This window comes from Nocardioides psychrotolerans (assembly GCF_943371775.1).
Taxonomy (GTDB): Bacteria; Actinomycetota; Actinomycetes; order Propionibacteriales; family Nocardioidaceae; genus Nocardioides; species Nocardioides psychrotolerans_A.
Genome location: NZ_CALRWD010000004.1, coordinates 65,915 through 92,663 on the forward strand (window position 1 = coordinate 65,915; position 26,749 = coordinate 92,663).

Here is a 26,749-nt window from a genome sequence, read left to right on the forward strand (position 1 = left end):
GCCATCGCAGTTCGGAGACTAGATGCAGCGCCTTGTAGTTGTTCAGCCGTACCTCCCGAGGTATCGCGTTGCACTCTTTGACTTGCTATCGGCGGGCCTGCAGAAGCACAACGTGACCTTGCGTGTAGTCGCCCCGCCCGCCAGCGGCATGCAGGCGCTTCGCGGAGATGACGAGGTGGATCACCCCTGGCTCGACACAAGTCGCAGGTGGGCACCCGGCATCGATCTCAAGGTGTCCTACTTGGGGTCGCGACCTTGGCTATCTGCCGCCGACGCCATCATCGTTCCTGCAAGCGCGACCGTGCTCGACACGCATCTGGCATTCACGCATCAACGGCGCCGCAGCGCGCGAATTGGCCTGTGGGGGCACATCGACAACTTCGTCAAGCCTGCCAACAAGGTGGACGTCGCCCTCGAGCGTCGTCACCTCAAGCGCGCGGACCACGTTTTTGCCTACTCACAACGTGGCGCGACATTCGCGCTTCGGCAAGGCGTCTCACCAGCGCGTATCTCGGTCTTGAATAACACCATCGACACCGAAGTCCTCACCAGGACCGCGGAGGAGACCGAGACCCTAGCCATCCAGGCGTTCCGGTCGATGCACAATCTCGAGAATGCAAAGGTCTTTTCAGTCCTAGGGGGTCTCGACGCCGACAAGGAGGTGCCTCGCCTGGCCAAAGTCCTTGACCTGCTGTCACACCGCCGTGACATCAAGTTCCTGGTGGCGGGAAACGGCGCACAAGCACATCTCCTCGCGGACGCCGAGCAGCGTGGGCAGGTAATCCGCTTGGGTTACGTGGGGGATGCTGAGAAAGCCCTGATGGCGAGGACCAGTCTCGCGTTCCTAAACCTCGGTCGAGTTGGATTGGTGGCTGTTGACGCACTGGCGCTTCAGACTCCGCTCATCACGGTCATCGGATACAGCCTCCACGCGCCGGAGTACGAGTACCTCGTCTTCGGAAGAGATGTCTTCGAGGCCCCAGACGACGACCGTGCAATCGCGGATTTCCTCTCCTCATTCGCCCCGCCTGAAGGACCAATGAGCACTCCCCCATCGATCGCGGCGTTCGTAGGCAACTTCGAAACAGGCATTCTGAGGATGCTCGCCTAGTTCCTCGGTGAGATGTAGTGCGTGCCACCTGGAGAAGCGGGTACCGCGTGATTGACTCATGGTCGAGAGTCAACTGAAGGTGGAGCCGTGGGCGAACGTGGGAGGAGCGCTGTGGCAGCATCGAGACGCTTGCTCTGGATCACCAACCTGGCCGCGCCATATCGCAAGCCCGTGTGGGAAGCCCTGGCGACGGACCACGACCTCGACGTTCGCCTGACATCACATCGCGATGCGCCGGATGCGCTGGGAAGGGGCGAGGACTGGTTCGATCTGGGGAGCACAGTCTACCGAACGACCCCTCTGCGGGTGCGGGCGCCGGCTTGGTCCGGCAACCACCACTTGCCGCTCGCGGCAGGAGTGTCGGAACTAGTAGATGGGGCCGACATAGTCGTGCTCGGGGGCTGGGAAGCCCCGGTCTACTGGCAGTTCCTCTGGGCAGCGCGTCGGGCTCACAAGCCGACGGTTGGTTTCTATGAATCGACGTTGGCGACCCAGAACTTTACTAGAGGACCCATTGCGAGGATGCGGGAACTGTTCTTCCGCGCTCTCGACTCGGTCGTCACTCCAGGACTTGATGCCTCCACCGCGTTGACGGCGATGGGTGTGCCGTCACCGAACATCTACACCGGGTTCAACGCTGTCGACGTGACTACGATCCATGACAATGCCGCAGCCATGCGGTCGGGTCTCGACACTCGAAAGCCCGCGCCGCATCGATTCCTGTTCCTCGGCCAGCTTGTAGCGAGGAAGAATGTCGCATCGCTTCTGCGTGCGTTCAGCGAGCTACCCGACTCCGAAGCCACTTTGACTATCGTAGGAAGTGGACCGGATCGGTTGGGTCTCGAACTCTTGGCCGCGGGCCTCCCAGGCAACCAGAAAGTGACCTTTCTCGGGCCTGTCGACAGCGCGACGGTCCCCTCCCTCCTGGCTCGGCACGACACGCTGGTGCTTCCATCGACCGAGGAGGTGTGGGGGCTCGTCGTCAATGAAGCACTGGCGGCGGGACTGCACGTTGTGGTCTCACGCCATTGCGGTGTCGCGCACTCGGTGCAGGAGATGCGCGGCGTGTTCGTCTGCGAGAGCGGCGCTTCGTCGATCCTGGAGCGCATGCAGGCCAGCACGGAGAACTGGCAAGGGCACGTCCCCGAACCCGAGATTCTCGAGCACACGCCGGCGGCCATGGCGGCAGTGTTCCGGAAAGCATTCGATGCCATTAGTCCGTCTGTCGACATTGTGGACTGAACCGGTCACAGTTCGGCGTACACGCCTTGAAGGGCCACACCCAGAGCTTCTGGGCTGAAGTAAGCCGCAGCATCGCTACGCGCCGCAGCGGCGGCGATGGACCACGCTTCCCGGTGGGAGATCAGTTCCCCGACCGCTGACGCCATCTCCGCGACTGAGCCGTCCGTGACTACCGCTGACCCTCGTCGCGACAGCTCCTCCGAGAGGCCTGTCTTGTCCGTGATCACCGAAGGTAGGCCAGCAGCCAAGGCCTCCAGCAGCGACATGGGGAACGGCTCCGCAACACTGGGCAAGACATATACATGTGCTGCCAGCAGCATCGTGGAGACCTCCCCCGGCTGCAAGGCTCTTACATAGGAGACATGTTCGCCTACGCCGAGCCTGTCGATCTCGGCCTTCACAGCCGTCAGCTCGCCCGCATCCGGGCCGAAAAGTCTGAACTGTGCGCGCCTCCCCTCCTTGAGTAACACGGCCGCCATCTGAACGAACTCAACGGGACGCTTGCGCGCGTGCAGTCGCGCTGAGAAGACAACGACCGGCAGCGTCTCGCCGTCCCAAGCTGCGAAGCCCTCCGGCATCGGCACGGCATTGCGGACACGGACCACATCAACGGACTGCCGGGCCAAACGGTGCGCATCCATGACCTCTTCCTCAGTCAGAGCGAGATGACAGAGCGCGTTTCGATAGATTCGACGGACGACTAGGCAGTCGAGAGCCCTGGCAAGAAGACGAGAGTCGGGCCGCACCATGCCGTGGGCCTGCAGAACTGAGTGCCGCCCTGACCGCATCAGCGCAGCCCCCACCACCTGAACCAGATCGCGCGCGAAGTGGAAGTGGACCACGTCGGCGCCACGCGCCTCTCTCAGCAAGGTCCGCCACAACCCGAGGGAAAGCATTCCGGCGAACCCGAGCCTCGGCAGCGCAGTGACGCGATGGAGGTGCACGCGCACCCCCGGGATCTCCAAGACCGCGCGGCCGTCCCAGCCTGCGAGCAGATGGACCTCATGTCCCATCTGAGCTAGCACGCGGCACTGAACCTTGGCAACGGCGACCGGTCCCCCATATGCGTTGTCAACACTCACGTAGGTGAGCACCTGCACGATCTTCACGGCTCCATCATCGCAGGGCGCGCTCCAGACATATGCCATCCGAGCAGACTCTGTTACTCGACATAGTCGGACGGGTTCGGTCGAAACCGGCCACGATGGCTACGATGTGGGCTGCTGTCCACCGAGAGGTCCCTGTAACCCCATGACGCAAACGCATGCCGACTACCAGCTGAGCCAGCTCGACCAGCTGGAGGCGGAGTCGATCCACATCATCCGTGAGGTCGCCGCCGAGTTCGAGAAGCCCGTCCTGATGTTCTCCGGCGGCAAGGACTCCATCGTGATGCTCCGCCTTGCGGAGAAGGCGTTCTATCCCGCCAAGATCCCGTTCCCCGTCCTCCAGGTCGACACCGGTTACGACTTCCCCGAGGTCCTCTCCTGCCGCGACAACTGGGTCGACCGCACCGGCGTGCGCCTGATCATCGCCAGCGTCGAGGAGGCGATCGCCAACGGCGTCGTCATCGACGACGGCAAGACCAGCCGCAACCGCATGCAGACCGGCACCCTGCTCAACGCCCTCGAGGAGGGCGGCTTCACCGCCGCCTTCGGTGGCGGTCGCCGCGACGAGGAGAAGGCCCGCGCCAAGGAGCGCGTCTACTCCCACCGCGACGAGTTCGGTCAGTGGGACCCCAAGATGCAGCGCCCCGAGCTGTGGAGCCTCTACAACGGGCGCCTCCACGCCGGCGAGCACATGCGCATCTTCCCGATCTCCAACTGGACCGAGCTGGACATCTGGGACTACCTCGGCCGCGAGGGCATCGAGATCCCCTCCATCTACTTCTCCCACCAGCGCCGCGTCTTCGAGCGTGACGGCATGCTGCTGAGCGAGAGCGACTTCAACCCGACCAAGGCCGGCGAGACCGTCGAGGAGCGCACCGTCCGCTTCCGCACGGTCGGCGACCTGACGCTCACCGGGTGCGTCGAGAGCACCGCCAGCACCATCCCCGAGATCATCGACGAGGTCGCCATCGCCCGCGTCACCGAACGAGGCGCCACCCGTGGCGACGACCGATTCTCCGAAGCAGCCATGGAGGACCGCAAGAAGGAAGGCTACTTCTGATGGATCTTCTCCGTTTCGCCACCGCCGGCTCCGTCGACGACGGCAAGTCCACGCTCATCGGGCGACTGCTGCTCGACTCCAAGTCGATCTTCGAGGACCAGCTCGAGGCCGTCGAGGCCACCAGCGCCTCCAAGGGCTACGACTACACCGACCTCGCGCTGCTGACCGACGGTCTGCGCTCCGAGCGTGAGCAGGGCATCACCATCGATGTCGCCTACCGCTACTTCGCGACCCCGGCCCGCAAATTCATCATCGCCGACACCCCCGGTCACGTGCAGTACACGCGCAACATGGTCACCGGCGCCTCCACCGCCGACCTCGGCCTCGTCCTCGTCGACGCCCGCCAGGGACTCACCGAGCAGTCGCGTCGCCACGCGGTCATCCTGTCGCTGCTGCGGGTGCCCCACCTCGTGCTCGCGGTCAACAAGATGGACCTCGTCGACTTCTCCCAGGAGGTCTACGACAGGATCCACGCCGAGTTCCGCGCGTTCGCCACCAAGCTCAACATCCCCGACCTCGAGGTCATCCCGATCTCGGCGCTCGCGGGCGACAACGTGGTCAACCGCTCGGAGAACATGGACTGGTATTCCGGTCCCACGCTCATGCACCACCTCGAGCACATCCACGTCGCCTCCGACCGCGACCTGGTCGACGTCCGCTTCCCCGTGCAGTACGTCGTGAGGCCGAAGTCCGACGAGCACCACGACTACCGCGGCTACGGCGGCATGGTCGCCGGTGGCGTCCTCAAGCCCGGAGACGAGGTCGTCGTCCTGCCCAGCGGCATGACGTCCAAGATCGCCGGCATCGACCTCTTCGACCAGGAGATCTCCGAGGCCTTCCCGCCGATGTCGGTGACCGTGCGCCTCGAGGACGACGTCGACGTCTCCCGAGGCGACATGATCGCCCGCCCTGCCAACGCTCCCAAGCCGAGCCAGGACATCGACGCGATGATCTGCTGGATGACCAACGAGCCACTCAAGCCGCGCCAGAAGCTTGCCATCAAGCACACCACCCGCACGGCCCGCGCCCTGGTCAAGGACATTCAGTACCGCCTGGACATCAACACCCTGCACCGTGACCAGGAGACCAAGGAGATCGGCCTCAACGAGATCGGTCGCGTGCAGCTCCGCACCACAGTGCCACTGCTGTGCGACCCCTACTCCAAGAACCGCACCACCGGTTCCTTCATCCTGATCGACGAGGCCACCGGCATCACCGTCGGCGCGGGGATGATCAACAGCTCGAGCTGATAGAGACCAATGGACGAGGGTGAGGTGGCGACGGCCGTCTCACCCTCGCTGTCTTCCTGCGGGCAGTCCCTGCCGGCTTTCGAGGAGCCTCTGTGTATCTGCTGACGAACCCCATCCGCGAATATGCGTGGGGCTCACCCGCACACATCCCCAAGTTCCTCGGTCTGGAGCCCACGGGTCAGCCAGCCGCGGAGCTCTGGATGGGAGCCCATGACGGCGATCCGTCGCACCTGCCTGATGGCACCGCCCTCAACGAGGCCATCACAGCTGATCCCGATGGCATGCTGGGCGCCAGAGTTCGTGAGATGTTCGGCGACCGGCTCCCCTTCCTGATGAAGGTCCTGGCTGCCGCCGAGCCGCTCTCACTTCAGGTGCATCCGAGCAGCGCGCGCGCCGAGATTGGCTTCGCCCAGGAGGAAGCAGCTGGCGTGGCGCACGACGATGGTTCACGCAACTACCGAGACCGCTGGCACAAACCCGAGATGGTCTACGCACTGACCCGCTTCGAGGGCATGGCCGGCTTCCGGGACGTGGCCATGACGTCGCACCTCCTCCGGCAGCTTCAGCTTCCCTGGAGCGATGAGGTCGCTGCTCGACTGCAAGGCGGTAGCCCGTTCCAGACGCTGCGCACCCTGGTTTCCGACATCCTCGCCATGCGGGGAGAATCGTTGGTGTCACTACTTCAAAGCGTGGCCGTCGCCGCGGTCGCGGCTGAGGCGCGAGGTCATCACTCAGAAGCCGTGGCAGCGCACCCGCGCAACGCAACACGAGCCGGCAGCATTGAGCGTGAGGCTATTCGTGTCTTCTCCCTGATCCCTGGTCTAGTGGAGCGCTATCCGTCAGACCCTGGGGTGCTGGTCACTCTTCTCCTCAACCATGTAGTGCTCGCACCAGGGGAGGCGATGTATCTCAACGCGGGGGTGATCCACGCCTACACGTCCGGGCTCGGGCTCGAGATCATGGCGTCGTCCGACAACGTCCTGAGAGCTGGACTGACCACCAAGCACACAGACGTCGCCGAGCTGCTGCACGTCTCCAGCTTCAATCCGATCCCTGGCCCTCGCTGGGACCCCACCGCATCCGTCGGCGGCTCCGTCCTCCTCGAGCCACCGGTGGACGAGTTCAACCTGCGGGTCGGTCTGCCCGCTTACCTCGATCTGCCGCATGCAGGCCCCCGCCTGATCCTCGCGCTGGAGGGACAGACAACCATCGCCACGTCGGAACAGCGAGCAACTCTGCTTCGCGGGCAGGCGCTGTTCGTGCCGCACAGTGACGGAGAGCTGACGGCTGCGGGGGCCGGGAAGATCGCCGTCGGAAGTGTCCCCCTCTGAGTCAGCCCGCCTCGCGCAGGTCGCCCACGTGCTCGCGATACCAGTCCACGGTGCTCGCGATGCCTTCACGCAGTCCGATCTGGGCCTCCCATCCGAGGCCGCGCAGCTTGGAGACGTCGAGCAACTTCTGCGGAGTGCCATCAGGCTTCGTGGTGTCCCACTCTGTCTCGCCGTCGTAGCCGACTACGTCAGCGATGACGTCTGCAATCTCCTTGATCGTGGCGTCACGACCTGTGCCGACGTTGACATGCTCGGCCCCGTCATAGTGCATCAGGAGGTGGAGGCATGCGGCAGCCATGTCCTCCACGTGGAGGAACTCGCGTTTCGGTGATCCAGTCCCCCAGTTGGTCACCGAACCGGCTCCCGCCTGGCGAGCCTCGTCGTAGCGGCGAATGAGCGCAGGAAGCACGTGACTTCCTGTGGGCGAGAAGTTGTCACCCGGACCGTAGAGATTTGTCGGCATGGCGGATATCCATCGTCGGCCATACTCCCGGCGTGCGGCCTGCACCCCGAGAATTCCGGCTATCTTGGCGATCGCGTAGGCATCGTTGGTCGGCTCAAGATGGCCGGTCAGCAGGGAGTCCTCGCGGATCGGCTGCTCGGCCAGCTTGGGATAGATGCACGAGGAGCCCAGGAACAGGAGGCGCTCGGTGCCGTGCTCGAGCGCCGCGTCCATGACATTGGTCTGAATGCGCAGGTTTTCCGACAGGAACTCGACAGGGTACGTGTTGTTGGCGAGGATCCCACCCACCTTGGCTGCCGCGAGCACAACATAGCGCGGCTTGATGTCGGAGAAGAAGTCGAAGACGTCGCTTCTCTCACGCAGATCAAGCTCGCCAGATGTCCGGCCGATCAAGTTGTGATGGCCCGCCTCACCTAACCGACGCCAGATCGCCCCGCCGACCAAACCCCGGTGACCAGCGACGTAGAAGGGCGCAGTGACGTCCATGACGCCGGCCCTCTGGGTCACGATGGCCCTCCGATGACAGGCCATCCGGGAAGGTTCACGCTGTCGATCCAGTGCGCACCCTCGTGCTTGAGTGCCTCGATGTCGGCGTCCACCATGATGCGGGCAAGCTCATCGGTCTGGACTTGCGGCTTCCAACCGAGGATTCGCTCGGCTTTGCCGGCATCGCCGACCAAGGCGTCGACCTCGGTCGGCCGAAGATAGCGCTCGTCGAATTTCACGTGCTTCTCCCAGTCGAGCCCGGCGTGCTCGAAGGCTGTCACGACGAAGTCGCGGACGGTAAAGTTGCCACCGGTCGCCAGCACGAAGTCGTCAGGCTCATCGGCTTGGAGCATCCGCCACATGCCCTCGACATATTCAGGCGCATACCCCCAGTCGCGGACAGAATCGAGATTGCCCATGTAGACGTAGTCATCCATGCCGGCCTGGATGCGAGCGACTGCTCTTGTGACCTTGCGTGTCACGAACGTCTCTCCGCGTCGAGGAGACTCATGGTTGAAGAGGATGCCGTTGACCGCGAACATCCCGTAGCCCTCGCGGTAGTTGCGGGTCACCCAATAGGCATAGACCTTCGCGGCGCCGTAGGGAGAGCGCGGGTAGAAGGGTGTCTCCTCATGCTGTGGCGGCGGCGTAGCACCGAACATCTCAGAACTAGAAGCCTGGTAGTAGCGGCACTGGATACCTGCCATGCGAACGGCCTCGAGCAAGCGCATCGCACCCACGCCCGTGGTGTCTCCGGTGTGTTCGGGCTCGTCAAAGCTGACGCGCACGTGAGACTGTGCGGCCAGGTTGTAGACCTCATCGGGCTCAATCTCGTGCATGAGCGTAACGAGTCGCGCCCCGTCTGAGAGATCGCCATAGTGCAAGAACAACCGCGCTGCCGGATCATGTGGATCCTGGTACAGGTGATCGATCCGCGCCGTATTGAAGGTCGACGCGCGCCGGATCAGGCCATGCACCTCGTAGCCTTTGCCCAGCAGGAGCTCTGCCAGGTAAGACCCGTCCTGTCCAGTGATGCCAGTGATCAGGGCCTTCTTGGTCATTTGACTCCCACCATCGTTCTTCGACCGACACTCAGGCGACGCACCCAGGCTTCGAATGAGTCGAGGGACGCCTTTCCAGAGAGCATGCTTTCACAGTATTCCGGCCCCTTTACTCCCAGGAGGGCGGCATACGCCTGATCTTCGCCGAGGCGCAATGCTTCCGTAACAAGCGCCCGCGGATCTCCTGGACCGATCCGCACCCCGGCGCCCGATGCTGCCAACTCGTCGGCGGTCGTGCTGTTCGGCTCCGTGGCGGCCAGTACCGGCACTCCGGAGCTGAAGTAGGACGTCAGCTTGCTCGGCACCGCCATTTCGACGAGGCCCGGACGTTCGTTGACGAGCAAGATGTCAGCCGACCTCATGGCCATCCCGTACGCATCCCCTGGGAGGGGCTCCAGGAACTCAATGTTCGCGCAGTCTCCCGCCTGGGCTTCGAGGGCGACCCTTTGGCCGCCGTCTCCCACCAGCACGAAACGAAGCGGAAACCCTTCATGCTCGGCGAGCCGTGCCGCAGCCACCACGTTGGAGAGGCCTTGCTTCTCCCCCATGGCTCCGGTGTGCAGCACCACCGTCTCCTCTGGAGACCACCCCATGCCTGTGCGGAAGCACGTGCGGTCGAAGGGTTGCACCTCGGGCAGATGCGTCCAGTTCCTGATGACAGTCACCTTGTCACCGGGCACACTAAACTCTCGCTCGATGCGACTCTTGAATCGATCGTGAATGACCACGACCCCATCCGCCTGATGGACAGCCCATGCCTCCAACCGGGCCAGGATGCGAGCCGCGCCACCGCCGGCCATGTCGGACTCTGATGCCCCTGCCGAGTACAGGTCCTGCATAATCAACCCCAGGGCCGGGCGTGATGCGCGTCCCCATCGAGCGCTGGCGAACGCCATTGCAGAACTGAGGAGCGCTGGACTGACGCAAACTAGGACGTCGGGCTGACCCCATCTCCTCGGCGGCACAGCAGAGCCGAAGCTGACTTCGCTCAGCGCGCGCCTCATCCCGGTTGGCTTTTCCGGGACGTAGTGGCGCGCTCGCACCACCTCGACGCCCGACATTGTCTCCATTGACCGACGGGGCGGCGTCCCTTCCTGGAAGCGCCACTGCGGATAGTGAGGGAAGGTTGTTAGGACGCGCACATGGTGACCGCGATCTGCCATGCCTGTGGCCAAGCCTGAAGTGTAGGGGGCGATCCCACTCACCTCAGGGGTGAAGTTGATCCCTACAATCGCGATCTTCAGCGCACGTTCTTGATTCATCGTAGGACCTCTAGGCTCGAAAACTCTTCAGCGCCTATCATCCTAGACGTGACTGAGAATTTGAGAGATCTGGGGTCCTTCACCGGACAGGGCTACAACATCGGTCGCGGCAAGCTCATTCAAGTCCTGTGGTTGCTTGTCTCGGGCACTGTGTTCGTACGATGGTGGTGCCCGGCAAGGCTTCGGCTTGTCATCTTGCGCAGTTTCGGCGCACAGATCGGTGATGGCGTTCTCATTCGCCATCGAGTTCGTGTTCATTGGCCGTGGAAGTTGACTATCGGGGATAGTACTTGGATAGGCGAAGGAGCTTGGCTACTCAATCTCGAACCCATTTTCATTGGCGACAACGTCTGCATATCACAAGAGGTCCTAATATGCACCGGAAGCCACGACCGAAAGTCACCGACCTTTGAGTTCGACAACGGACCTATCATCATCGAAGACTCCGTGTGGATCGCTGCTCGGGCGATCCTGTTAAGGGGCGTCACAATCGGCATGGGTTCGACCATCGGCGCCTCAGCCCTCGTGTCACGAGACGTCCCTGCGGGCGCATTGGTCCTGGCGGGTCAGACGTGAATGGACAGCCGAACAAGTTCCACTCATCCAAGAACTAGGCAATTTCATGGAGGAGATCAAGGTAGCGTCGCGCACACAACTCCATGGAGAATTGCTGGCGCACCTCTTCGGACATCTGGCGAGCAAGCAAACTTAACTCGTGAAAATTTTCCAGGACGTGTTCGACTGCACGGGCGGCATCGGCCGGGTTATTAGTCTCGAAGGCTGTAGCGACTATTTCTTTTGGGAGGTCGTCCGCCACGGACTTCGAGCAGACAATCGGTATTCCGGCACCAGCGGCTTCGATCAAGGATATGGACAGGGCCTCTCGCTCCGCTGAAGAAAAGTAAACGTCTACTTCGCTCAATCGTGCAGTAACATCGTCAGCAGGGCCCTGAAATACGCTTTCTACCATATCTGCATTAAGGCACTTCGCATCTCTCCCCTGCGGAGGATCAATAAATAGTTGCTGGGCAATCGATTCGTCAGCAAGAGGACCCCACCAGCGAAACTCTATTTCTGGGAACCTCAATGAAACAGAACATGCCGCTTGGAGCCACAAAAAGGGGCGCTTCTGGTGAGCAACCCGAGCCAAGACTCCGACAACTTTCGGATCCTTTGGGGGTGGGCCCAATCCAATGTCTCCACGAATGCCATTCGGAATCACGACGACCTTTCCGTAAACCCTCCTAAAGTGACTTGAATAGACCCGCGCCTGCTCGTCACTCACAGCGACGATTTGCGCAGTGCGTGACAGAAGTATGCGCTCCAAAATCCGCAGTTTCCGATCGAGCATATCGTCAGTGGCGCTGTGCAGCACAGGGCAGACTGGGACTCGCCTCACCATCGCGAGCCGCGAGTAGACGTTAGGCAAAGCGCTATGCGAGAGCACGACGTCCGGGCCCAGAGCCGCCAGTCGTCGACGGAGGCTGATCAGTCGCTGCCAAGGTGACTGCGACGCGGCATCAGGGTCAGGATCAAGAAAAATGACTCGGGAAAAGTGACCGCATTTGGTCCACTCAACGTCAAGTTGGTGTGCGAGCGATTCAGCACCGCCAATTCTCGGGCTCAACAGCACCTGAACTATACGCATGGAACTCTCCTAAACCTCAACCGAATCACCAAGACCACAAGCGCCAGGAGAATTAAACACTGTGTCACGGCAAATCCCACAGCCGCTCCTACACCCCCCCAGGGAGGCGCGAGCAGGGCGACCATCACTAGTTGGGCGCAAGTCCCGGCCATAAGCACTCCCCCGACAATGCCTTGCCGCCCACGAAATTGGAGAAATATCGCAAGGGGCTGATTGCAGCAAGCAGGAATGGTCCCGACCGCGAGGACAGTCAACACTAGCGCTGAGTCTGCGTAGTCCTCCCCTAGTAGTGTGGCTACGATCCACGGACTAATTAGGGCCACCAATATACATCCGAAAATCGCGAGACCGGGCAACCAGAGGGAGGGCCGAATACGACGCCATGCCGCTTCCCACGAGTTGGCAGCGGCTATCACCGGCGCTGCCGACTGCGCGAAGGCACTGACCGCCAGGCCCATGGGCTGTGTCCATCGACTCACCGCCCCGAAGGCGCCCGCCGCGGCAGGACCGCCCGCAGCCGAGAGCACGGCCACATCCGCAGACTGAAGACTCGTGGCCAGACCTCCGAAGCCGAAGCCCATTGAGCCCGACCACGGCCTCGCACTCGGCACCGTCCCAGGACCAATCCGTTGAGGAGCGAGTGCCCAAGCAACCATGCCTGACGAAAGAGCACCCGAAGCCAGAGCGATCCACAGGGCCGTGAGCGAAGACATACCCAGGCAGACCATCGCGGCCATCGCAGCTGCTCCGAGACCACGTTCCGTCAAAATGACGAGGGCCACTAGGTCCGCACGTGCAGCGGCCCGAAGCCCCACTGTCAGCGCCTGCCCGATCAAAACCGAGATGCCTATCGCTACGGCAATCGACGCCTGCGCCGCATACCCCGCCGACGCAGCCACAGCGAGAGCACCGACCAACGCCGCGGTCGAGTATAGGAACTTGCCGGCGATGGCCGATTGCACTGCTCGAACGGACGTACGACCCGAGGCGAGGTCGCGTGTCCAGAGTGAGTTCGTCCCGAAGTCCAGGACCCCGGCAGCGGTTACTCCGATCGCGATCATCGTGAACGTCGCGCCAAAATCGCTCGGCCCAGCGTCGCGGGCTGCAAACAAGTACATGACCGCTGCGCCCGCCTGGGCTAGCGCCGTTCCAACAGTTAGAGCCGACGCTTGCCTACCGAGCGGCACCACTCGCGGTTGTCGAGTCGCCTGTTTGCTCACGATAGTAGAGACCTCGCAAAGGTCGTGCCATCCGGTAGCTTCTTCGCGTCCGGTCGGCACGAGTCCAGCGCTTGCCCGAGGGCACCTGCGAGATCGGACTCACTCAGTGAGCACCACACTGCGTGTCCCCCGCCCACCACTAAAGTGTCTGCCTTCAAGGCGGATGATCCTGCGGCAACGACTCGCGTTCCGGCTCCAAGCGCTTTGCCAAAGAGCCCGCTCGGCCCATCATTGGAATGCGCCAGCACCAAGCAATCGATTGCGACGACGGCCGCGTCCATCTCGACATCCGTCAGCAGGCGATCAACGAGACGGAGCATGACTTCGCCCCCCGTGTGCCGGCGCAGCGACTCAAGGACACTTGGCGAGCATTGGCCAGCTATTAAGAGACCGATCGGCCTGCCATCCGCGTCACTCAGTTGGGTCAGGGCATCGAGCACCAATGGCGCATTCTTCCGTTCGGAAATTGCGCCAAGGAGTCCGAACCAGTAACGATCCGAGTCTAGATTCCAAGTCCGGCGAAGGCTATCAACCTCAGCGGGCGTACAACTCAAGTCCACGGGATCACGGACGATCTGGTAGCGCGACCTACCGCACCACAGCGCGCTCCTGAGCACTCGTAGTCTTATTCGGGGGTGTAGCGAAGTAACCAGCATGAGGACGGCCTTTGCCAGACGACGCATCCAGGGCCGGCGGCCACCTCGCCTTTCGACTGTCGCTCTCATAATGAGGAGATTGAGGCGACCCGGCCCCTGCCAACCAAGCCTTCTCAGTAGAGTCACCAGGTATCGATCCGCATCGGGAACGATTGTCATGGACACCCTAAGGTTGGTCGCGAGCCGCTCCACGTCGCGCCAGGCGCTGGCGGAGTGGATACTTATTCGAGGCAAGATCGCTGCCAAATGCAACTCCAGCCCAGCGCGCATCTCCACGCCATCCCCGAGCACGAGGTGCACATCGAAGCCATCAGATAGCGCTTCCTGTGCAAGCAGCCGAACGTAGTAGAGCCGGTGGCCAGTCCCGTCGAGCTCGACGATAAGTAGTCTGCCCTTTGCTGCGGCGGGCTGCATCGCCTCACTCATATGGGCCGCGAGGCTGTGAGCGGGCGACTGCCAAACTGAACAGTCAGCACGAGGACGCAATTCGTCGGTTGAGAGTTCCGGGAACGACGCTTGGGGTCAACCGAATCTCCGTGGCCCCCGTCTGACCAGGACCACTACGCATGCTCCACGTAATGAGCGTGTCCTTAACATTTGCAAGGCTGATCGGCAGCGTAGCGACTGGTCGTCCTCCTAGGCTGTCAATGTCATCGAAGGCTGGGCGCGAGCCATTTATCCGTAGCTCTGAGAGTTCACCCCCATACGGACCATATATACGTACGAATACGAGTTGCGTCCCGGGCTCAGTGCCATAGACGCCCCCTCCGGTGATGTAGTCGGGAAGTTTCTGCGCCTCGGCCGGGCTGATGGTTTGATTCAGCGTCAGGCTTCCATTCATGTGCTGCGTGCCGTCGACGCAGTCGCGAGAGCTCACGTCCGCCCAATAGCGGAGGTAGTACGACATCTTGGAGCCAGTCGCGTCATTGAGACCGATGTCAACGTGCACCGTTTTGCCATCATCTTCAGCCAACGCACCCTCGACCGAAGTGCCGTCAATCGCGGCCCTTTCGTCCTCTCGGAACGGCGCAACGAGGAATCGACCTTCCTCACTCGCTCTACTGAGGCCTTTGACCAAGTTGAGTGGGGATTCAACGTCGGTCGTGACCGCGTCGAAGATCGCCCTTGCGACGGCCTGGAAGACTAGATCCTGAACACGCGGGTTCTCGTTATCCAGATATATCTGGTTGAGGAGCAATTGCGAAGCATTGTCAGGGGTCACCGTCAGTCCTGCTGCATCAACTGGCCCTGTTGCTTGTAGCAAGTAACCTAAAGCCACTGGATCCAAAGTCAGGATCCCGTCGAGTGGACGGCCAGGATTGTCGATCATCCAGAAGGCGTTGAACAACTCCGCAGCCCGTGGGAAATCGGGGGTGAAGCCTGGATCCTGCCAGAATCGTCCAAGTTCCTGACCGTAAACAGCGACCTCTTCAGTGGTGAGAGGGGCAACGGGCCTATCGAGGATGGGAAAGTCGCCCGATGACCCCTGTTCCCGAATCGACACCTTGCCGTTCTCGGCATGCACCAATGCCCACGACCCCGGCAGTCCACCCGTGCCTCGAATTTCAGCATTGTTCTGGAAGATCAGCAGGTAGTCGCGGGACCCGTCCTCGCCCAGCATCGCCGGCGCCAAGGAGGTGGCGAGCCTGGCCGAAGCTAGAGCATCCTGAAGGTCATTGACCTGCTGCACGTAGTCATCGAACGGCAATCGAAGCGGACCGATGAAGCCACTGCTCTCCAACTCGGCAACCATGTCAGCGGACCGGCTAACCCCCTGGAAAGCCCGGTCGACTGGCTGCTCCAGCGACCGGACGAGCTGCACATCGATCCGCCCCTGGATCGTCACTGAGTCAAGATCCCCAACAACCTCAACCAAGGGGTCGATGGCATCAGAGGACAGGGACGAAAGCGAGGCGCTGAGGACCTGGACGCCCTCAGCGTCGTCGCCGATCCATGGAAAATGGGTAAGAGCACCCCACCAGATCCCATCCGTACGTTGCATGGCGGATTCGGTCGACCTCTTGAGTCGTTCTACTGACCGTGCGCGGGAGTCGATGTCACCGCGCTCAACAGCCACGCGCAGTTCCTCGATGCTCATGCGCGCGGCAGCCAAGTCACGCTGGGTCGCCCATGCCAACCAGGCAGTCCATGTCAGCGCGGCAATCACCAAGGCGGTGACACTCACAGCGGCAAGTTTGCGCGGATTCACTGTCGATCCCATCGTTTCGAGCGGCTGGCCATGCGGTGCGACGCGAGCCGCGTATCCAACCCTCGCACGGCTGATGCTTTCACGTATCGCAGCCCCGTCCCACAGCCGCCGTTGCACGACAAAAAGGGCCCCACCAGACGCTGGTGGGGCCCTTCCGCGCTTGTCTTCAGCCCCGACGAATTACCACGGTGAAGGAGGTGCTGGAGCTCGAGTAAACCGAGTTACCGGTGGGGACGTAGGTCACGGTGATCTCCCAGGTGCCGGCACGCTGCAACTTCAACTTGACTCCATCCGCGGCCGCCTGCACGCTCGCCCCACGAGACTTGAAGCCCTTGCCGCCGATGCGGTCTGCTGTGATCTTGACGGTGCCTCGAGGCTGGTCATTACCAGCAGTCGTCACGTTGGCGGTGACGGTGAGGAACTTGCCGTCGACGGAACCCGAGGCAGACGTTGAGGTCGGGATGCAGCCGGTGTACGGGCAAGCAGCCGTGGCGGAGCCGGTGGAGAAGCCCACCAGACCCAGGGACATGAGCACAGCAGCAAACAGGGCCGCGATCAGTTTCTTCATTGTGGAGCCTCCAATGACGGAACGGGTGACGTGGCTTCTGCGCCTCGATGAGCCCATCAGATCACACATCCAGGAGTTGTTGAACATCCCGCCAGAAAGAGGTGCCCACAATTAACGCGATGGACACGCGAGGACGCTCGGCAGCGCGTGGTACTAGTACCTAAGTCCCTCGCCAGTCGACTTCGCGCACTCCGAGGCCTGCGCCGTGTCTTGCGTATCTCACGAGAGTCCGAGCTGCCTCCGGGCCTCGTCTGACGTCATCGGCCGCCTCTGCGCCATCTCCCCCAGGCTTGCTGCCCGCTCGACAAGTTGAGCATTGCTCTGCACGGGGATCCCGCGACTGATGGTCAGGACGTCTTCCATTCCCACGCGCAGGTGGCCGCCCTTGGAGAGCGCGGCCAGCGCCACGGGGAGTGTCGTGCGACCGACGCCGGTGGCGGACCACGAGGTCACCTCGGGAGGAAGGGACGACAGCCCAGCGACGAGCGCGTCGGCGGTGCCCGGCATTCCGCCTGGGACGCCCATGACGAAGTCACAGTGGACGCGACCGCCGAAGGGGAGACCAAATTGTTCAATGAGGCGGACCAACGCGTGCGCCTGGCCGAGGTCGAAGAGCTCGAACTCGGGGACAATGCGGCGCTCCTGGCTGAGCTGGTAGAGCTCGCAGACAAACGGCCACGGATTGAGGAAGACGTCGTCACCAAAGTTGGTGGTGCCCATCGTCAGGCTGCAGGAGTCGGGCTGGGCGTCGAGCACCTTCAGCCGCTGGTCGAGCGGGTCGTGGACCGAGCCGCCGGTCGAGAGCTGCACGACGAGGTCGGTCGACTCCTTGAGCGCCTGAACGGTGTCCGTAAGCAACGCCAGGTCGAGCGTTGGCTGGTGCTCGGCGTCGCGGACGTGCACGTGGATCATCGCCGCACCAGCCGCCTCGCACTCCTGGGCCGTCGTGACGAGCTCCTCGAGAGTGGTCGGGAGCTGCGGGCAGTCCGCCTTGGAGGTCTCGGCGCCCGTGGGCGCCACCGTGATCAGCAGGGCGTCAGGAGGGACAGCAGGCATGCGTCACAGGATGCCAGATGCTCGGACGATCTTCGACGCTAGTGCGGTCTGGCCGAAAGATCTTCGATCGCGACCGCTGCTCTCAGCAGATTGACTCGATGGAGCGCTCATAGGCCCTTGGGGTCATCCCAGGGGTCTGGATCAGGATCCCTCCCGCCGACTGACCACTCCCCGTCCTCATGCCCCACTCGACCAGGACCGGCGTCCGCGAGTCGACGTAGGCGCTCACGGTGGCCGCCGGCCGCCCGTCGAGGTCGACGACCTCGACCACGTCGTCGACGGCCTGCCCGTCGACCGTCAGCCCGGAAAGCTCGCCGCCGTATGGCCCGTAGAGCCGGACCAGGACGAGCTGCGCGCCCGGGTCCGTGCCGTAGCGCCCGCCGCCGGTGACGTAGTCCGGCAGGCGGCTGGCCTCGGCGCGGTCGACCGTCTGACGCAGCCGCAGCTCGCCCTCGAGGGTCTGGACTCCTCCGTCGCAGGCGGTGGCAACGACGGAGGACTCGGCGCGCAGGTAGTAGGACATCTTGGAGCCGGTCGCGTCGTTGAGGTCGATGTCGACGTGCGGCACCGACCCGTCGTCGCCGGACAGGTCGCCGACGACACGGGACCCGGCGAGCTGGTCGCGCTCCTGCGGCAGGAACGACGCCACTCGGAAGCGCCCCTCCCCCGCGGCGCGGTCGAAGGCCCGGACCAGGCGCAGCTCGGAGGCCCGGTCGCCCTTGACCGCCTCGAAGACGGCCTCCGCGACGTCCTCGAAGTAGGCATCCTGTTCGGAAGGCGGGAGCAGGCGGTAGGCCGTGCTGAGGACGGTCTCGACGAGGTTGTCGGCCGTGAGGGTCAGGCCAGGGGCTGCGACGGGGCCGATGCCCTCCAGCAGATAGCTCAGGGCCACGACGTCGATCGAGATGACACCGTCGAGCTCGACGGTGCCGACCTCCTCCTCCCAGCGGGCGGCCATGAGCTCGGCGGCGCGCGGGAAGTCGGGGGTGAACGTGGCGTCGCGGAAGTCGGTGCCGAGCAGGTCGCCGTAGAGCGCGGTCTCGGCGGGCGTGAGCGGCAGCACCGGCGTAGGACGCGCACCGAAGCGGCTCGCGGAGCCCTGCTCGACCAGGGTCAGCTCACCCGCCTCGGCATGGACGCGCGCCCAGGAGCCGGGCAGGCCGCCGGTGGCGCGGATCTCCGCGTTGTTCTGGAAGACGAGGAGGTAGTCACGCGGACCCTCGGCGCCCACCAGCCCGGGCAGCACCTGCGTCGCGGTCCTCGCGGAGCGCAGGCCGCGGTCGGTGGAGCCCAGCAGCTCGACGTAGCTCTCGAAGCGGGGGCGGAGCGCGCCCAGGAAGCCGGACGCGTCGATGTCGTCCACCATCGCGGTCGCGTCACTGAAGGCGGCGCTCGCCTGGGCGACCGGCGCCTCGAACGCGCGGACCCGGGCGATGTCGACCCGCCCGCCCTCGCTGACGCCCTCGAAGCCGGCGAGCGCCTCGACCACGCTCGGCACCCCGTCGGTCGCCACCAGGTCGAGCGAGCCGCTCAAGGCACGCACGCCGCGCACGTCGTCGCCGACGACCGGCAGGTGGCCCAGGGCGGCCCACAACGGACCGTCCGTGCGGTTCGCAGCACGCGAGGCGGCCAGGCCCAGGTCGTAGGACGCGGCGCGCATCGCCGGGTCGTCCTGCGCATCGATGGCCGTCCGCAGGGCACGCGCCGCGGCGTCGGCGTCGACAAGGGCCCGCTGGACGCGCCAGGCGTCAAAGGCGGCGTAGGCGCCGATGACCACCAGGACGCCCAGGACCGCCGCCGGGAGCACCCAGCGACGTCTGCGCTCGTCGAGGCGCCCCTCCCAGCGCGCGATCTCCTTCGTCCGAGCCGACCGGCGTCGGACCAGACCCACGCGCTAGCCGCGCTTGACCGTGAGGGTGTAGCTGTCCTTACACCCCTGGTAGACGGACTTGCTGGGGGTGTCGAAGGTCAGGCGGATGAGCCAACGTCCGGGCTTGTTCAGCTTCGGCCCGCGGAAGTTCACGCGCTTGCCGGAGTAGGTGACGGACTTGGCGCCGCGCACCTTGCCGGTCGGCTGGTAGATGTACTGAACCGCCACAGAGCCCTTGGGGCGACCGCTCCCGGCCGGCTTGACGTAGAGGCTGGAGCGAGGCGACCGACCGCTCCGGAGGGTGTGCGGGCCGCCGGTGTCGCAGAGCGTCGGGACTGTGCCGGGGTAGGGATCCGCGCCCTGGGCGGTCGTCGTGAACGACGAGACACCTGCCAGGCCGGCGCTTATCAGGGCGGTCGTCAGCAGGGTCACGAGGGTCTTCTTCAGCACGAGGCGCTCCCGGGGGTGAGTGGCACTTGACGGCGTAACGAGCGGGGGTGCGTGACGGCACGTCGGACTAGACCGCTGGGTGGGGGTCTCGACGGGCGCTCGGCGCTGGCGCGCCTCCCTGCTCGACCAACGGTTGATGTGGTCTCGACGGGCGCTCGGCGCTGGCGCGCCTCCCTGCTCGACCAGCGAGGGGGCGCTCCACACTGTGGGGATGAGAGCGGTGGTGCAGCGGGTCCTGTCGGCGTCGGTGACGGTGGACGGGGTCGTCGTCGGGGAGATCGAGGGGCCGGGGTTGTTGGTCTACCTGGGGATCACGCACGACGACGGGGCGGAGGAGGTCGCGTGGATGGCGCGCAAGATCTGGGACGTGCGGATCCTGCGCGATGAGCAGTCGGCCTCGGACGTGGGCGCGCCGATCCTGGTCGTCAGCCAGTTCACCCTCTACGGCGACGCTCGGAAGGGGAGACGGCCCACGTGGCAGGCGGCGGCTCCGGGGCCGGTGAGCGAGCCGGCGTACGAAGCCGTGTGCGCCGCGCTCGAGGGGCTCGGTGCGCGCGTGGCGCGCGGGGTCTTCGGTGCCGACATGCGGGTGGCCTCGGCCAACGACGGGCCGATCACCCTGCTGCTGGAGCGCCCGGAGGTCAGCTCGGCTGGAACGACATGACGACCACCCAGAGGACCAGCGCGGCCAACAGGACCAGCCCGATGGTCTGCATGACGGCCATCCGCTGACGGTGGTCCGCCGGGTTCTTCGTTGCGCTCGATCGTCGACCCATCATCAACCCCCCGGAAAAGCAATGTTAGGGACCCCAGATTACACAGAAGGGCCCCGGCCGTCGACCGACAGAGGTCGATGACGGCCGGGGCCCTCGGGTGGATCAGATGGTGACGGTGACCTCGGCGACGGAGCCGATGGCGGCGACCACCTTGTTGTCGACCGGCTCGGCCTTGGGGGCGAGGGTGCGGAGCGTCCACTCCCCCTCGCCGGCGAAGAACCGGAAGTGGCCGGTGGCGGAGGTCGGGACCTCGGCGGTGAACTCACCGGTGCGGTCGAGCAGGCGCACGTAGGCATTGCCGACGGGGTCGGTGCCGCCGCGCAGGACCTGGCCCTGGATCACGGCCTCCTTGGCAACGTTGACACCGTCGAGGGACAGACCGCCCTCAGTCGCGCCGCACATCAGGAGGTCTGCCCGTCAGCGGAGCCGGGCTCGTCGCCCAGGGCGATCGGGACGCCGACGAGGGAGCCGTATTCAGTCCAGGAGCCGTCGTAGTTCTTCACGTTGGCGTGGCCGAGGAGCTCCTTGAGGACGAACCAGGTGAGCGAGGAGCGCTCGCCGATGCGGCACAGGGCGATGGTGTCCTTGGAGTCGTCGATGCCGACCTCGGCGTAGAGCGCCTTGAGGTCCGCGCCGGACTTGAAGGTGCCATCGTCGTTGCAGTTCTTGCTCCACGGCACGTTGAGCGACGTGGGGACGTGGCCGGCGCGCTGGGACTGCTCCTGCGGGAGGTGCGCGGGGGCGAGCAGGCGCCCGGCGTACTCATCGGGGCTGCGGACGTCGATGAGGTTCTGCACGCCGATGGCGGCGACGGCGTCGTCGCGGAAGGCGCGGATCGAGCGGTCCTGCTCGGTGGCGACGTAGGACGTCTTCTCGCGGGTGGGGACCTCGTCGGTGAGCTCGCGGGAGTCGAGCTCCCACTTCTTGCGGCCGCCATCCATGAGCTTGACGTCCTGGTGGCCGTAGAGCTTGAAGTACCAGTAGGCGTAGGCGGCGAACCAGTTGTTGTTGCCGCCGTAGAGCACCACGGTGTGGTCGTTGCCGACGCCGCGGTCGCTCAGCAGCGCCTCGAACTGCGCCTTGCTGACGAAGTCGCGACGGACCTGGTCCTGGAGGTCGGTGGTCCAGTCGAGCTTGATCGCGTTCTTGATGTGGCCCTTGTCGTAGGCCGTGGTGTCCTCGTCGACCTCGATGATGACGATGTCGGCGTTGTCGATGTTGTCCTCCACCCACTGGGCGGTGACGAGCGAGCTCTCGCGAGTCATTGGTTTCTCTTTCTGTTGGGTGAAGCGGAAGTCAGTGGTGTCAGTTGAACTGCGGGGTCTCGAGACGCTCGCTTCGCTCGCTCCTCGACCAACGAACGGCGCGGAGGGAGAGGAGGTAGAGCTCGCAGCCGAGGCAGAACTTGAAGACGGCGTTGAGCAGGGCGGCCGCCAGGGCGAAGCCGGTGGCGACCAGGCCGACGACGCTCGCGCCGCTGGCGAAGCCGATGACGCCGACGAGGGCGAAGCCGAGGCCCACCGCCTGGGCGAAGCGCGGAGGGGCGGCGTCCTCCCACTCGGGGGTGCCGGTGAGGCGCGGGCGGACGACGGTGCGGAAGACCCAGGCCAGCGGGGTGCGCTGGATGCCCAGGCCGGCGCCGACGGCGAAGAGCGCCGCCTGCGCAGCGAGGAGCACCGTGGCGAAGGTGCTGGGTGCGGTGAGCAGCACCGCGGCGAGCACGACGCTGGTCACGGCGGCGGTGAACTGCGGTCCGCGGGAATCGATCTGGGTGGTCATGCGTGTCTCCTGGATGTCCTGATGACGGGCAGGGGCACGGAACCCTGGGGCGCTCCTGCAGAGCGCGACGACTCACGCTTTACTGGAGTGATCCAGTCGACTTAGCGGAGTCGGAGACGGGGTCCCGTCAGGACATTCGACACAGGGACGAGCGCACGCGGCAGTGGTCCACTGCGCGTCGCTTGGTCAACCAGGTCGAGGACATGCGTCCAGAGTAGGGCGGCCGCAGCCCCGACCACGAACTAGATCTCACCATTTGGTCCTCTAGTCCACCATTCAAGATGGCCGGGCTGTGGCTACGATTCCCCCACCATGACCACTGTCACAGGGCCGACCGCCCTCATCACGGGAGTCGGCGGCCAGGACGGCGTCTATCTCGCACGACACCTGCTCTCGCTCGGCTACACCGTGGTGGGCACAACCAAGCCCGGCAGCACATCCGCGCCCGGTCGTGGCGCCTACCTGGATGGGGTCGACGTACGACCGCTCGACCAACGGGACAAGGCTGGCTTCGAGACGACGCTCGAAGAGCTGCACCCCGACGAGATCTACAACCTCGCGGGCTTCACCTCCGTCGGCGCCAGCTGGGGCCAGGCTGAGGTGGTCGCCGAGACCAACGGTCTCGCAGTGCTCAAGATGCTGGAGGTGCTGATCGGCTTCCGCGAGCGTCACGGTCACGCCCCGAGGTTCTTCCAGCCGTCGAGCTCGGAGATGTTCGGCATCTCCGACCAGCAGCCGCAGACGGAGGGGACGCCCCACCACCCCCGCAGCCCCTACGCTGCGACGAAGAGCTTTGCGCACCACCTCACCGTCAACTACCGCGAGTCGTATGGTCTCTTCGCCAGCACGGGAACGCTCTACAACCACGAGAGCCCCCTGCGTCCGGCGCAGTTCGTCACCCGCAAGATCTCGCGCGGCGTGGCCGAGATCGCGTTGGGCCGTCGCGAGACGCTCACGCTCGGAAACCTCGATATTCGTCGCGACTGGGGCTTCGCGGCCGACTACGCGCGGGCGATGCACTTGATGCTGCAGCTCGACGATCCGCACGACTTCATCGTGGCGACAGGCCGCTCACGGTCACTGTCGGACCTGCTCTACGTCGCGTTCGCGACAATCGGACTCGACGACCCGTCCGTCTACGTGCGCCAGGACCCGGCACTGATGCGACCTGCGGATGTCGTAGACCTCTACGGCGACCCGGCCAAGGCGCGTGAGGAGCTCGACTGGGAGCCGACGCTGTCCTTCGAGAGGATCATCGAGCACATGGTGCTGACCGACATCGAGCGGCTGCGCTCGGGGGTCGAGGAGTCACCCGAGTATCTCTTCCCTACCTAGGTCATCATTGCCTCAGGACAACTGCGCCAAGGCGCTGAGCACCTGCTCCTTGCGAGGAGCGCCGGCGGCGCGGGTGACCTCGGTGCCGTGGGCATCGAGGATCAGCGTGGTGGGGGTGCGCAGGACCCCGACACGGCGAACCAGCTCGAGGTGCTGCTCGGCGTCGACCTCGAGGTGGGTGACGCCCGGGACGACCTCGGCCACCTCGGTGAGGATGCGTCGGGTGGCGCGGCACGGGGCGCAGAAGGCGCTCGAGAACTGCAGCAGCGTCGCCTTTTCGCCGAGCTGACTGGACCAGTCGGTGTCGGCGAGGACCGAGGCCGGGGTCTCCGGGGCTGCTGCCGGCGCGTCGGGGCTGGGTGACGTCTCGGCATCGCGGACCCGGTGGGTGCCGCGGAAGCGGCCATCGGTGAGGGCGCGGTAGCCGCCGAAGGCCAGGGCGGCGATCACGGCGATGAGGAGCACGAGCTGTCCGGGTGTCACGGAGTGGTCAACGATCCTTGGCTCTTAGGCATTCCGCGGTCTCGACGCCTCGTCGCTAGCGCTCCTCGGGCTCGACCAACGAACACGGGCTCAGCCGCCGGCGAAGGGCGGGAGGAACTGGAGCTCGGAGCCGGGCGGGACCATGAGCTCGTCGGGGTCCTCGGTGGCGACCGGGCGGTCGCCGAGGAGCACCGAGCAGGTGTCGAGGACGGCCATCAGGCGGGTGTCGGGGTGGAGCTGGGCGACCTGGCGCAGGACATCGGTGAGAGATGTCGGGCCGGTAACAGGCACGTCGTCCCCGTCACATCCAGCCGCAGATCGGGCCGCAGCCCAGTAGCTGACGCGTATGGGCTGGGTCTCATTTAACGTGGATCGATCCGATGTGACGCTCACGTTTCGCTATTATTCCTCTTAGATTCGCCTGACCGGAGCCCAGTGTTGCGTTTCGGTCCCCGCCCCCACCGGGAGGAGACCATTGTGAGCACCCTGCTGCTGTTGACCAGCGCGCTCCAGCCGTCAGCCGAGGTCCTACCCGGACTGTCGCTGCTGGGCCACACCGTCAAGATCCTCCCAGCCGAGGGAAGCGCCCTGCTGGAGGCGCCCGAGGCCGACCTGTTGCTCGTCGACGGTCGCCAGGACCTCGCCGGCGCGCGTGACCTCAGCCGGCTGATCCGCACCACCGGCACCGACGTGCCGGTCCTGCTGATCGTGACCGAGGGCGGCCTGTCCGTCGTCTCCCACGACTGGGGCATGGACGACGTCGTGCTGCACACCTGCGGCCCCGCAGAGCTCGAGGCGCGCATCAAGCTCGCCATCGGCCGTCTCAACGCGCGCCGCGAGGCCGCCGACCCCGAGGCGCACGTCATCCGCTCCGGCGAGGTCGTCGTCGACGACGCGACCTACACCGCCAAGGTGGGGGGCCGCTCGCTGGACCTGACCTTTAAGGAGTTCGAGCTCCTGAAGTTCCTCGCGCAGCACCCCGGTCGTGTCTTCAGCCGCCAGCAGCTGCTGCAGGAGGTGTGGGGCTACGACTACTTCGGCGGCACCCGCACCGTCGACGTGCACGTGCGTCGACTGCGCGCCAAGCTCGGCGTCGAGAACGAGACGCTGATCGGCACCGTGCGCAACGTGGGCTACCGCTTCGTGCTGCCGGCCAAGGAGAAGGAAGGCGCTGCCGACGCGGCGACCCTCTCCGCGCGGGAGAACGCCGACGTCTGATCTTTAAGGTGGCTCCGTGAGCTCCCTGGAACAGATTGCTGCTGCCGCCGAGATCGTCGACGGGGCCTCGGCTGTCGACGAGGCGACGTGGCGCGCCTTGCGGCATCACCCGGAGCGGGTGCGGTCGTGGGTGGAGGAGTCGGGCTTCGCGCTGCTGATCGCCGACGAGGTGACCCTGGTGGTCTCGCCGGAGGATCGGGGGCGCGGGGTCGGGCGCCGGCTGCTGACACAGGTGCTCCACACCCACGGCGAGGGACGCCTGCTGGCGTGGTCGCACGGCGACCATCCAGCGGCAGCCGCCCTCGCCGCGGCGCACGGGTTCGAGAAGGTGCGCGAGCTGTGGGTGATGCGACGCGCGTCGTCCATCGTGCTGCCCGCGCTGTCGGTGCCGGCCGGGGTGGTGGTGCGCGGCTACGAGGAGCGCGACGTCGCGGAGGTGCTGAGGGTCAACGCCGCTGCCTTCGCCCACCACCCGGAGCAGGGCTCAATGGACGCTGCAGAGTTGGCGGAGCGGATGGCGGAGCCGTGGTTCGACACCGCGGGGCTGCTGGTGGCGGAGGGCGAGGACGGCTCGCTGCTCGGCTTCCATTGGACCAAGCGGCACTCACCCTCGCTCGGTGAGGTCTACGTCGTCGGGATCGATCCTGCCGAGCAGGGGCGAGGTCTCGGCAAGCACCTGACGCTAGCCGGACTGCACCACTTGGTGGGTATTGGAGTCGACCAGGTACTGCTCTACGTCGAGTCGGACAACGCGCCAGCGGTCGCGATCTATGGCGGACTCGGCTTCGAGCACGTCGGTGTGGACACGCACGCGCAGTACGCGCGCCCGCCTGTTGCCGGCATCCGACGTGGCTGACATTGATTTGGGTGTCGTGCCGGGTGAATGGCCTCGTCTTCGCGCGCCATCGACAGCCGCAGAAGAACGTGCTCAACCGTCGCCGCTGGGAGACACGCGCTGAACTCCGCATCGCGATCGTGTCCTGGATCGAGAGGACCTATCACCGCCGCCGACGCCAGGACCGCCTCGGCCGATTGACCCCGATCGAGTTCGAACTCATCATGAGCACAGTTGCCGACCAGGCAGCCTAGATAGAAATCCCCAGCACGTT

26 protein-coding genes and 1 pseudogene are annotated in these 26,749 nt (G+C 64.8%); 11 read left to right on the forward strand and 16 right to left on the reverse strand.

All coding sequences use genetic code 11. The annotated features are described in order from the left end of the window. The first annotated feature begins 22 nt into the window (after positions 1-22). Complete coding sequence (locus AAG827_RS02495) at positions 23-1,111, forward strand: glycosyltransferase (protein ID WP_341924210.1); 1,089 nt, start codon at positions 23-25, stop codon at positions 1,109-1,111. 129 nt (positions 1,112-1,240) lie between these two features. Further along, complete coding sequence (locus AAG827_RS02500; RefSeq protein ID WP_341924211.1) at positions 1,241-2,353, forward strand: glycosyltransferase family 4 protein; 1,113 nt, start codon at positions 1,241-1,243, stop codon at positions 2,351-2,353. A 5-nt stretch (positions 2,354-2,358) separates the two neighbouring features. Here the strand turns inward: AAG827_RS02500 and AAG827_RS02505 are convergent, their stop codons facing one another. Beyond that, positions 2,359-3,462, reverse strand: a complete 1,104-nt coding sequence (locus tag AAG827_RS02505; protein ID WP_341924212.1) for a glycosyltransferase — start codon at positions 3,460-3,462, stop codon at positions 2,359-2,361. 142 nt (positions 3,463-3,604) lie between these two features. Here AAG827_RS02505 and cysD point away from each other — a divergent pair, with 142 nt between their 5' ends. The 3 genes from cysD (at position 3,605) to manA (ending at position 7,100) form a co-directional block, all read left to right on the forward strand. Beyond that, a complete protein-coding gene (gene cysD / locus AAG827_RS02510; protein ID WP_341924214.1) occupies positions 3,605-4,519 on the forward strand; it encodes a sulfate adenylyltransferase subunit CysD in 915 nt (304 codons plus the stop codon). Beyond that, a complete protein-coding gene (locus AAG827_RS02515; protein ID WP_341924216.1) occupies positions 4,519-5,769 on the forward strand; it encodes a GTP-binding protein in 1,251 nt (416 codons plus the stop codon). Before cysD ends, AAG827_RS02515 begins: the two co-directional genes overlap by 1 nt. A 92-nt stretch (positions 5,770-5,861) precedes the next feature. Continuing rightward, positions 5,862-7,100: a mannose-6-phosphate isomerase, class I gene (gene manA, locus AAG827_RS02520; RefSeq protein WP_341924217.1), complete on the forward strand. Its 1,239-nt coding sequence runs from the start codon at positions 5,862-5,864 to the stop codon at positions 7,098-7,100. Between the two features lies 1 nt (position 7,101). Here manA and AAG827_RS02525 read toward each other — a convergent pair whose 3' ends face one another. The 3 genes from AAG827_RS02525 to AAG827_RS02535 are packed head-to-tail and all read right to left on the reverse strand — an operon-like array spanning position 7,102 to position 10,372. Further along, complete coding sequence (locus tag AAG827_RS02525) at positions 7,102-8,049, reverse strand: GDP-L-fucose synthase (protein ID WP_341924218.1); 948 nt, start codon at positions 8,047-8,049, stop codon at positions 7,102-7,104. Positions 8,050-8,066: 17 nt separating this feature from the next. Next, positions 8,067-9,110 (reverse strand): GDP-mannose 4,6-dehydratase, encoded by a 1,044-nt coding sequence (gene gmd / locus AAG827_RS02530; RefSeq protein ID WP_341924220.1) that lies wholly within the window; start codon positions 9,108-9,110, stop codon positions 8,067-8,069. Further along, positions 9,107-10,372 (reverse strand): glycosyltransferase, encoded by a 1,266-nt coding sequence (locus AAG827_RS02535; protein WP_341924221.1) that lies wholly within the window; start codon positions 10,370-10,372, stop codon positions 9,107-9,109. Before AAG827_RS02535 ends, gmd begins: the two co-directional genes overlap by 4 nt. Before the next feature lie 48 nt (positions 10,373-10,420). Here AAG827_RS02535 and AAG827_RS02540 point away from each other — a divergent pair, with 48 nt between their 5' ends. Continuing rightward, positions 10,421-10,948, forward strand: a complete 528-nt coding sequence (locus tag AAG827_RS02540; RefSeq protein WP_341924223.1) for a hypothetical protein — start codon at positions 10,421-10,423, stop codon at positions 10,946-10,948. Between the two features lie 34 nt (positions 10,949-10,982). On the opposite strand, the gene AAG827_RS02545 is transcribed toward AAG827_RS02540, so the two are convergent. From AAG827_RS02545 to AAG827_RS02570, 6 genes are all read right to left on the reverse strand, one after another. Then, positions 10,983-12,020 (reverse strand): glycosyltransferase family 4 protein, encoded by a 1,038-nt coding sequence (locus AAG827_RS02545; RefSeq protein ID WP_341924224.1) that lies wholly within the window; start codon positions 12,018-12,020, stop codon positions 10,983-10,985. A 2,345-nt stretch (positions 12,021-14,365) separates the two neighbouring features. Next, a complete protein-coding gene (locus tag AAG827_RS02550; RefSeq protein WP_341924226.1) occupies positions 14,366-16,081 on the reverse strand; it encodes a DUF4012 domain-containing protein in 1,716 nt (571 codons plus the stop codon). A gap of 190 nt (positions 16,082-16,271) precedes the next feature. Then, the gene (locus tag AAG827_RS02555) at positions 16,272-16,673 is read right to left on the reverse strand and encodes a hypothetical protein (RefSeq protein WP_341924227.1); all 402 of its coding nucleotides are present in this window, start codon (positions 16,671-16,673) and stop codon (positions 16,272-16,274) included. Positions 16,674-16,892: 219 nt separating this feature from the next. Continuing rightward, positions 16,893-17,729, reverse strand: coding sequence for a 3-keto-5-aminohexanoate cleavage protein (locus tag AAG827_RS02560; protein ID WP_341924228.1), 837 nt, complete (start codon positions 17,727-17,729; stop codon positions 16,893-16,895). A gap of 82 nt (positions 17,730-17,811) precedes the next feature. After that, positions 17,812-19,620: a DUF4012 domain-containing protein gene (locus AAG827_RS02565; protein WP_341924229.1), complete on the reverse strand. Its 1,809-nt coding sequence runs from the start codon at positions 19,618-19,620 to the stop codon at positions 17,812-17,814. A 3-nt stretch (positions 19,621-19,623) separates the two neighbouring features. Beyond that, positions 19,624-20,049, reverse strand: coding sequence for a hypothetical protein (locus AAG827_RS02570; protein WP_341924230.1), 426 nt, complete (start codon positions 20,047-20,049; stop codon positions 19,624-19,626). A 211-nt stretch (positions 20,050-20,260) separates the two neighbouring features. Between AAG827_RS02570 and dtd the strand changes: the two genes are divergently transcribed. After that, positions 20,261-20,713, forward strand: coding sequence for a D-aminoacyl-tRNA deacylase (dtd, locus tag AAG827_RS02575; protein ID WP_341924231.1), 453 nt, complete (start codon positions 20,261-20,263; stop codon positions 20,711-20,713). Here dtd and AAG827_RS02580 read toward each other — a convergent pair. The 4 genes from AAG827_RS02580 to AAG827_RS02595 all read right to left on the reverse strand — a co-directional run bounded on the left by AAG827_RS02580 (position 20,691) and on the right by AAG827_RS02595 (position 22,604). Then, the gene (locus AAG827_RS02580) at positions 20,691-20,825 is read right to left on the reverse strand and encodes a hypothetical protein (protein ID WP_341924233.1); all 135 of its coding nucleotides are present in this window, start codon (positions 20,823-20,825) and stop codon (positions 20,691-20,693) included. The genes dtd and AAG827_RS02580 overlap by 23 nt on opposite strands. A gap of 102 nt (positions 20,826-20,927) precedes the next feature. Beyond that, complete coding sequence (locus tag AAG827_RS02585) at positions 20,928-21,227, reverse strand: DUF1416 domain-containing protein (protein ID WP_341924234.1); 300 nt, start codon at positions 21,225-21,227, stop codon at positions 20,928-20,930. Continuing rightward, positions 21,227-22,090 carry a sulfurtransferase gene (locus AAG827_RS02590; RefSeq protein ID WP_341924235.1) on the reverse strand — a complete coding sequence of 288 codons (864 nt, stop codon included), beginning with the start codon at positions 22,088-22,090 and terminating at the stop codon, positions 21,227-21,229. Before AAG827_RS02590 ends, AAG827_RS02585 begins: the two co-directional genes overlap by 1 nt. 40 nt (positions 22,091-22,130) lie before the next feature. Further along, positions 22,131-22,604, reverse strand: coding sequence for a DUF4395 domain-containing protein (locus AAG827_RS02595; protein WP_341924236.1), 474 nt, complete (start codon positions 22,602-22,604; stop codon positions 22,131-22,133). 312 nt (positions 22,605-22,916) lie between these two features. Between AAG827_RS02595 and AAG827_RS02600 the strand changes: the two genes are divergently transcribed. After that, positions 22,917-23,939, forward strand: a complete 1,023-nt coding sequence (locus AAG827_RS02600) for a GDP-mannose 4,6-dehydratase (RefSeq protein ID WP_341924237.1) — start codon at positions 22,917-22,919, stop codon at positions 23,937-23,939. Positions 23,940-23,951: 12 nt separating this feature from the next. On the opposite strand, the gene AAG827_RS02605 is transcribed toward AAG827_RS02600, so the two are convergent. Further along, positions 23,952-24,422, reverse strand: a complete 471-nt coding sequence (locus tag AAG827_RS02605; protein ID WP_341924238.1) for a thioredoxin family protein — start codon at positions 24,420-24,422, stop codon at positions 23,952-23,954. Between the two features lie 90 nt (positions 24,423-24,512). Further along, a complete protein-coding gene (locus AAG827_RS02610; protein WP_341924239.1) occupies positions 24,513-24,713 on the reverse strand; it encodes a MoaD/ThiS family protein in 201 nt (66 codons plus the stop codon). A 186-nt stretch (positions 24,714-24,899) separates the two neighbouring features. On the opposite strand from AAG827_RS02610, the gene AAG827_RS02615 reads away from it, so the two are divergent. The 3 genes and pseudogenes from AAG827_RS02615 to AAG827_RS02625 all read left to right on the forward strand — a co-directional run. Then, positions 24,900-25,640 carry a response regulator transcription factor gene (locus AAG827_RS02615; protein WP_341924240.1) on the forward strand — a complete coding sequence of 247 codons (741 nt, stop codon included), beginning with the start codon at positions 24,900-24,902 and terminating at the stop codon, positions 25,638-25,640. A gap of 16 nt (positions 25,641-25,656) precedes the next feature. Beyond that, the gene (mshD, locus tag AAG827_RS02620; protein ID WP_341924241.1) at positions 25,657-26,496 is read left to right on the forward strand and encodes a mycothiol synthase; all 840 of its coding nucleotides are present in this window, start codon (positions 25,657-25,659) and stop codon (positions 26,494-26,496) included. Between the two features lie 59 nt (positions 26,497-26,555). Then, positions 26,556-26,729 (forward strand): annotated as a pseudogene (locus AAG827_RS02625) (IS3 family transposase); the annotation flags it as partial. Positions 26,730-26,749 lie beyond the last annotated feature (20 nt).